Here is a 5,663-nt window from a genome sequence, read left to right on the forward strand (position 1 = left end):
GTACCCGGGCCGGGCGCCGACACACGTCAGCCGTCGGCGCCCGGCCCGGGTACGGGCGGGCGCGGGCGCTGCCCGTGCCGTGCGGGCGCGCCCGGCGCCAGGGCCCAGCGGATGCCGGCGGTGACGGCGATGCCCAGCGGGCGGACGACCACACCCTCGGCGGGCGGCACCCGGGGCAGCCGCAGCGCGCGCGAGGCCCAGAGGGGCAGCAGCGACACCGCGCCGGCCGCGAGGGCGCCGTACGGCAGCCGGGCGAGAACCGGCACGGGCGGGTGGAGCAGCAGGAAGCGCGCCACGCCGCGTGCCTCGGGTGTGGAGCGCAGCTCGCCCCGGTAGGCGGCGAGCCGGTCGGTGAGCTCGGCACGGTTCGTCGGCGGGTCGGGCACGCCGAGCGCGGTGGCGATGCGCGCCATGTCCTCGACGTACGCGTCGCAGCCGGCGGCATCCAGCGGCCGGGCGCCGAAGCGCTGGTGGGCACGGAGGAAGCAGTCGACCTCCGCGATGTGCACCCAGCACAGCAGATGGGGGTCGGCGGCGCGGTACTCCCGACCGTCGGGGGTGGTGCCGTACACCGTCGCGTGCACGGCCCGTACCCGGTCGACCGCCCGCTGGGCGCTGTCGGCCGGACCGTAGGTGGTCATGGCGAGGAAGGTACTGGTCCGCTGGAGGCGTCCCCAGGGGTCGCCGCGGAACCCCGAGTGCCCCGCGACGGCGGCCATGGCCAGCGGATGGAGCGACTGGAGCAGCAGCGCCGACAGCCCGCCGATGAACATCGAGGCGTCCCCGTGCACCTGCCGGACGGGGCGCTCGGGACCGAACCAGCGCGGGCCGGGCGCCCCGTGGATACGGGCGCGGTTGTCGGGGCCGTCCGGTCCCGCCACCCGGGAGAAGATCGCCTCGCCGATCCGGTCGCGCAGTACCCGGCCGTTGTCCGAAAGGAGTCCCATGGCTCGCACCGCCTCCTTGCACCCTCGACGCCCGGTCGGCGCGTGACCGGCCGGCGCCCCGGCGCTGTGCCTGCTCCCACGCCTGCCCGCTCCCCGTCCGGTACCCGCGATCCGCCAGGTCACCGCGCCCGCCTCACTCCCCGGCACGCTCACGGAACGTCCCCCCTCCAGTCGAACACCCTCCCGTCCCCGGCGCGGGGCACGTACACGGCGCGGCCGCCCGCGCCGTAGCGCCCTATCTCGGTGGGCAGCCCGACACCGCCTCGCAGTTCCGTCCCGCAAAGGTCGGTGATGTCCAGCAGCAGACCGTCCAGCGGCCCGCCGGCCAGTTCCACGTAGGACCGCCCGTCGCGCGGTCCCGGATCGTCGTGGTCCGCCCCGTAGACCCGGCCACGCATGAACTCCAGCTCGTCCATACCGGCAGGGTGGCATCCCCCACTGACAATCGCCGCCCCGCGCCGGAGCGGAGCCGGGGCTTCCGTCCTCCCCGCGTCCGCTCCGGCCGGGCGGTGCGGGAGGTCAGCGGGCGCCCGTCCAGCTGTGGGCGACGTCGATGACGAGGCGGTCCTGGAGCTGCAGCACCCGGAACGGCAGCCGGGCGCGCACGCCGAGCCCGATCTGGGTGTCGCCCTCGAAGCTGGCGGCGAACCGGGTGTCCCTGAAGGTGCGGTACCCGGCCGGGTTCACACCCGGCAGCGGCTGCCCGGCGCGGGCGGGGTAGGTGGGCTCGCCGGTCTCGGGGGCGTAGGACGGTGCGGCCACCCGTACTTCGAGGACGGCGCCGCCGGTGACGGGGATGTGCGTGCCGGAGCCGTCCTGGTACAGCCGGTCGACGTACCGGACCGTGTACCCGACCGCTCCGGCACTGCCGCCGCCCGTGCCCGGCAGGTCGACGACCATCCGGTCGTAGCAGTCGTGGCGGCCGGTCCTGACGTCGCGGACCGGCGTGGTCGTGGCGGTGCCGGCCGTGGCGCTCTTGGCCAGACTGCCCCAGCCGGTGGGGCAGACCGGGGACGGGGCCGTCGCCGCCGGAGCGGCGGACGGGGCGGCGAGGGCGGGCGTCGCCGCCGTACTCAGCGCGGCACCTACGAGTGCCAGGGTCACGTAGATGGTTCTGGTTTGCATTATTTCCTGCCCCCAGGGGTTGCATCCTGCTGATATCGGGTGAGACGACCTGGTTGACCCAAAGGTTGCGTTCTTCTGGGCAGATCCCGTTTCGCGCTCGGAGCACGTCCAACAGCATGTCCGGTTCATGCCCGGGGCGCCTCCGGACCGGACACCGGCCGTGCTTTCGCGATCCGGATCCGCCATGCCCCGCCGCTGCTGCGCCACCCCGCCGGCCGTACCGAGACCCTGGATCTCGTGGGCGGCGTGATGCCGGGCGTCGAGGCGGACGCCCTCTCCCCGGTCACGGCGCTCACCCTGGAGCCCGGCAGCGTCCTCGCGCTGTACACCGACGGGCTGGTCGAGCAGCCCGGCAGCGACATCGAGACCAGGATCGGGCTCGGGACCGTTCGCCGCACCCTCGCGCACAGCGGTACGGACTCGGTGGAGGAGCTCGCCGGTCGGCTGGTCCGGACGGCCCGCAGGACAAAGGACCGGCCCGACGACGTGGCACTGCTGCTCACGGCGTACCGCCGGGCGACAGGGGTCCGACCTTCCCCGCGCCGGAATCCTCGCTGCCGGTGCCCTCACCGGTGTTCTCCTGCTCTCCTGCTCTCCTGCTCACCGACTGCGGCTCCGAGAGCGCTCGGGCCGGACTGGTGTGGCGCAACACGGTGGAGCACGGCACGGCACGGCCGTCCACGCCCCCTACGCACGGGTGCGGGCGAAGCCCGGCGCGGACCGGGTGACGGTCGTCCCCGAACCCGACCTGGGCACGACGGGCAGGCTCGGGGCCGGGTGACACGGACGCCTCGGGTGCCGGGCATGCGACGGCGGCAGGTCCCGGGGGGACCTGCCGCCGTCGTACCGTGCCCGCACCTCACCAGGCGGGACGTTTCGGTTCAGGCGCGTCGCACGCGACGCAGGAGCACGACTCCCGCGACGAGCAGGACGGCGCCCAGCGCCGCCGGCCAGAGCTGGGCTCCGGTGTCGGCCAGACCTCCGTTCACTGCCTGCGGCTCGGTGGAGTCCGCGGCAGCGGCCTGCTGTCCGCCGTCGTTGGTCGCCGTGCCCACGTCCGGCGTCGCCTGGCCGGCTCCGTCGTCGTCCTGACCGGCGCCTGCCACGTTGTCGCCCTTGGCCGAGGCCCGGACCTCGGGCTGCGCGTCGCCAGGCGGGGTGGTGGCGTCGTCACCCGCGGGCTCCTCGGTGGCCGGGGCGTCGGCCGGGGGCTCCGAGGGGTTCTCCTGCTGGTCGTCACCGCCGTTGCCGTTGTCCTTGCCCCCGTTGTCCTTGCCGCCGTTGTCCTTGCCGCCGTTGTCACCCGGCTGCGCGCCGCCGTTGTCGTTGCCGCCCTCCTCGGGGACCTCGGGCGCCTCGGTGGGCTCCTCCTCCGGGTCCTCACCCGGCTGCTCGCCACCGCCGGCACCCGCACCGCAGGTGCGGTCGCCGTTGATGCAGTCGACCATCTCCTGCATCAGGTCCTCGTCGAAGACGTTGATGAAGTCGCCGTGGTCGGTGCCCGGCTTGTGCAGCTGCTCCGGGAAGGAGTCCACGGCGAACAGCGGGGTCGTCGCGCCGCCGTCGTTCAGGCTGGGCGCGTCGACGTCGTAGACGATGCGCTGGACCAGCTGCGGCACGGGCGTGAAGCCGGACGGGCAGTTGCCCTGGGCGTCCACGAACGCCATGTGCGTACGGTGGTTGGCGCTGTCGATGTTGCGGCCGTCCCAGCAGCTCTGGAAGTCGAAGGTACGGACCACGTCACTGCCCTGCGGGCACAGCGGGTACTTGTCCGCCAGCTGCCGGTCCTCGAAACCGGTGCAGCTCCAGGACGCGTTGGCGTTGGCGGGGCCGTTGACGAAGGACTTGGCGTCACCGGTGATGATGCGCAGCAGCCTCGGCATGGCCGTGACCTCGCCCTGCGGATTGCCCACGAAGGTCAGCGTGACCTCCTTGGGCGTCACGATCTCACCGACGTTGCCCTCGATTCCGCCGCCGGGTGAATTGGCGTCCTGCTCCTCGGTGCCGTTCTGCAGCCGCAGCACGGGCCAGTAGTACGACGACTTGTCGCCCTGGTTCTCACAGGTGGTGTCGGCCGCCGCCAGCTCGTCGTCGCTGGAGAAGGCGTTGGTGGCCTGGTTGCCGATGTAGTCGTGGAAGTGGTGCGCGCCGTTGGCGACGCCCGGGGCGGCGATCACGTTGTCCGAGTTGAACAGGCCGTTCTCGTTGACGCCGCACCTGCTGACGAAGGTGCCCTTCGAGGCGTCGCCCGACTCGACGGGCTTGGCCGCGTTGGGCTGGATGCTCTTGATGTCCACGAAGTCCGCGGCGACGGGCCCGTTGCCCGCCTGGCCGCCGTTTCCGCCGCCCTGCTCCTGGCCTGCGCCCCCGCCGCCGCCCTGTTCGCCTTCTTCTCCCTGTCCGCCCTCCTGGCCGTTCCCGTCCTGTCCGTCGCCGGGCTGGGCGGACGCGTTACCGGAGTCGACCACGGAGCAGTCGGCGAGTTCGCCGAGGCCCTCGGGGCGGTCGCCCTCCTGCTCCATGGCGCCCGAGATGCGGTCGAGGGTCGCGGAGCGCTCCTTCTCGAGCGGGCCCACGACCTTCTCGTCGGCGACGCCGGGGTCCTGCTGAATGGCCGGAGCGGACTCCGCCAGGCGCTGGTAGGCCTGGGCGATCTGCTCGTCCAGCGCCGCGAGTTCCTTGTCGACGGCCGGCCGCGCCTTCTCGGGGACCGTGGTCAGGTTGGTCCCCACGTCGGGGCAGTCGATGGTGGCGCCACCGAGAACCCGCGTCTGACCGGCCCCGTCGGCGTCGTCCTCCGTCGCGGAAGCATAGACATTGGCCGCCATCAACCCCCCTCCGCCCAGGATCAGCGCGACCGCTGCGAAGGTCGCGCGCTGTGGCCCTCGGGGGCGCCTGCGTGTGTTGCGTGCCAAGGCAGTACTCCTACGCTTCTGTCGCGGGGGGCATGAAATTCCCACGCCTCATACGTAGATGCTCCGCGGTGTGTTCAAGCGCCTCACGATTTCTTCGAAGAATCTCAGGCCCCCCGACACACCCGAGCCCCCGGGTCCCGCCCGACTCGGCCTGCACGGAGGGGACTTCGGGGGCCGGGCAGTGCAAGGAACGGCTGGTCAGCCGAAGTTCACGTCACTGCACAGGAAATACGTCTGGTCCATGTGCGAGGCCTGCCAGACCGTGTAGACGACATGGCGGCCGCTGTAGCCGGACGTACTCACCGGAATCGAGTAGTTCCGGCTCGGGCCGTACGAGCCGGTGGTGGCCACCAGTTCGAGGTCGTCCCAGGTCAGCGGCTGGGCGGTGGGGTCGAAGCCCTGCCGGGTGACGTAGACGAGGAAGTAGTCCGCGCCATGGCTCGCCTGGTCGTACAACTGGACGGTGAAGTCGTTGTCCACGTCGGTGGTCCGCCAGGCGCCCACCGTGTCCATGGAGTTGTAGCGACCGCCCTCGGTCCGTCCGCCGCTGCACAACTGACCGTCGGGGATCACTGCCTCGAAATCACCGGCGGAGCCGTCGCGGTAGAGACCGTTCCAGTTCCACATGGCGTTGGGGTTGGGAGCTGCTGGGGTTTGGCTGAGCACGAGTGTGTTC

Annotated in this window: 5 protein-coding genes and 1 pseudogene; 1 reads left to right on the forward strand and 5 read right to left on the reverse strand. The window is 72.5% G+C overall.

Annotated features, from left to right (window positions below; genetic code table 11):
• Positions 1-26: 26 nt before the first annotated feature.
• The 3 genes from AOK11_RS33375 to AOK11_RS33385 all read right to left on the reverse strand — a co-directional run bounded on the left by AOK11_RS33375 (position 27) and on the right by AOK11_RS33385 (position 2,075).
• Positions 27-947 (reverse strand): oxygenase MpaB family protein, encoded by a 921-nt coding sequence (locus tag AOK11_RS33375; protein WP_055597418.1) that lies wholly within the window; start codon positions 945-947, stop codon positions 27-29.
• A 149-nt stretch (positions 948-1,096) separates the two neighbouring features.
• Entirely contained in the window at positions 1,097-1,363 is a 267-nt protein-coding gene (locus AOK11_RS33380; RefSeq protein WP_055597419.1) for a hypothetical protein, read from the reverse strand.
• Positions 1,364-1,466: 103 nt separating this feature from the next.
• A complete protein-coding gene (locus AOK11_RS33385; RefSeq protein WP_420903038.1) occupies positions 1,467-2,075 on the reverse strand; it encodes an AMIN-like domain-containing (lipo)protein in 609 nt (202 codons plus the stop codon).
• 195 nt (positions 2,076-2,270) lie between these two features.
• Here AOK11_RS33385 and AOK11_RS46930 point away from each other — a divergent pair.
• A pseudogene (locus tag AOK11_RS46930) lies at positions 2,271-2,516 on the forward strand (SpoIIE family protein phosphatase); the annotation flags it as partial.
• A gap of 437 nt (positions 2,517-2,953) precedes the next feature.
• Here the strand turns inward: AOK11_RS46930 and AOK11_RS33390 are convergent.
• Both AOK11_RS33390 and AOK11_RS33395 read right to left on the reverse strand, forming a co-directional pair.
• Positions 2,954-4,900, reverse strand: a complete 1,947-nt coding sequence (locus AOK11_RS33390; protein ID WP_055597421.1) for a DUF1996 domain-containing protein — start codon at positions 4,898-4,900, stop codon at positions 2,954-2,956.
• Between the two features lie 285 nt (positions 4,901-5,185).
• Positions 5,186-5,663, reverse strand: a 478-nt coding sequence (locus AOK11_RS33395) for a lytic polysaccharide monooxygenase (RefSeq protein ID WP_055597422.1), incomplete at its 5' end; no start/stop codon positions are given.

The organism is Streptomyces hirsutus (assembly GCF_001418415.1).
Taxonomy (GTDB): domain Bacteria; phylum Actinomycetota; class Actinomycetes; order Streptomycetales; family Streptomycetaceae; genus Streptomyces; species Streptomyces hirsutus.

Bases quoted from the DNA above. Each gene is read 5' to 3' on its own strand.
- AOK11_RS33375 (WP_055597418.1), bottom strand. From the start codon at position 947: ATGGGACTCCTTTCGGACAACGGCCGGGTACTGCGCGACCGGATCGGC.
- AOK11_RS33390 (WP_055597421.1), bottom strand. From the start codon at position 4,900: ATGGCGGCCAATGTCTATGCTTCCGCGACGGAGGACGACGCCGACGGG.
- AOK11_RS33380 (WP_055597419.1), bottom strand. From the start codon at position 1,363: ATGGACGAGCTGGAGTTCATGCGTGGCCGGGTCTACGGGGCGGACCAC.